Source organism: Mesorhizobium sp. M5C.F.Ca.IN.020.32.2.1 (genome assembly GCF_004023105.1).
Classification (GTDB): domain Bacteria; phylum Pseudomonadota; class Alphaproteobacteria; order Rhizobiales; family Rhizobiaceae; genus Mesorhizobium; species Mesorhizobium wenxiniae.
This window is the reverse complement of the sequence record NZ_RZSX01001553.1, coordinates 1-635: the sequence shown is the minus strand read 5'-3', so window position 1 is coordinate 635 and position 635 is coordinate 1. Positions and strand designations below refer to the sequence as shown.

Sequence of the window (635 nt, the reverse complement as noted above, 5' to 3'; positions counted from 1 at the left end):
GCTTCTCATCTGCTTCACGCTGTTTCGGCCGGACTGGTGGCTCAACCAGGTGTCGCCGCCTTACGAGGAATTGCCGGCGAGCGAGTTCCTGTCGGCGGTCGCGCAGACGCCGGCCGATGGCCGCATCAATTTCGTCGTCGAGGGTGTCGACCTCATGGGCGAAGATGTACGCAAAACCGTCAATGTGCCGCTCGGCGAGCCGGGCGAGCCGCTGGAGCGCCTGCGCGGCATTGGACTTACAATCACGCAAGCGGGCGACGCGCTGATGATCAGCAATGTCGATTTCGGCTCCTACGCCAAGCGCATCGGGCTGGATGTCGGATATGACGTGGTGGCGGTGCTCAGAAAGGCCGACCAGCCCTCGAGCCTCATTCCGATCGGCCTGGCGCTCGCTGCGACCGCCGGCGTCGCCGGGCTGCAGTTTGCGCGGGCGCGTAAGCAGGCAGACAGGAAGGAAACCGGGCCGGCGCGCTGAGACTGCAACGGTTGATAACAGCTGGTGGGAGGCCCCGGGATAAAACTCATCAGTCGGCAGTCAGCACGACCTTGACGCTCTGCGAGCGGACGGCAGCCAGGCGAAAGGCATCGCGGGCCGAGGAGAGGGGGCGTTCGGCGGTCACCAGCTTCAGGACGTC

The 635-nt window shown here is 65.2% G+C and carries 1 protein-coding gene and 1 pseudogene; one reads left to right on the top strand and one right to left on the bottom strand.

Annotated elements, in window-relative coordinates; genetic code table 11:
- Positions 1 to 475, top strand: a 475-nt coding sequence (locus tag EOA86_RS37395) for a DUF3394 domain-containing protein (protein WP_128345879.1), incomplete at its 5' end; no start/stop codon positions are given.
- Between the two features lie 49 nt (positions 476 to 524).
- Here EOA86_RS37395 and EOA86_RS41645 read toward each other — a convergent pair.
- Positions 525 to 635 (bottom strand): annotated as a pseudogene (locus EOA86_RS41645) (L-idonate 5-dehydrogenase); the annotation flags it as partial.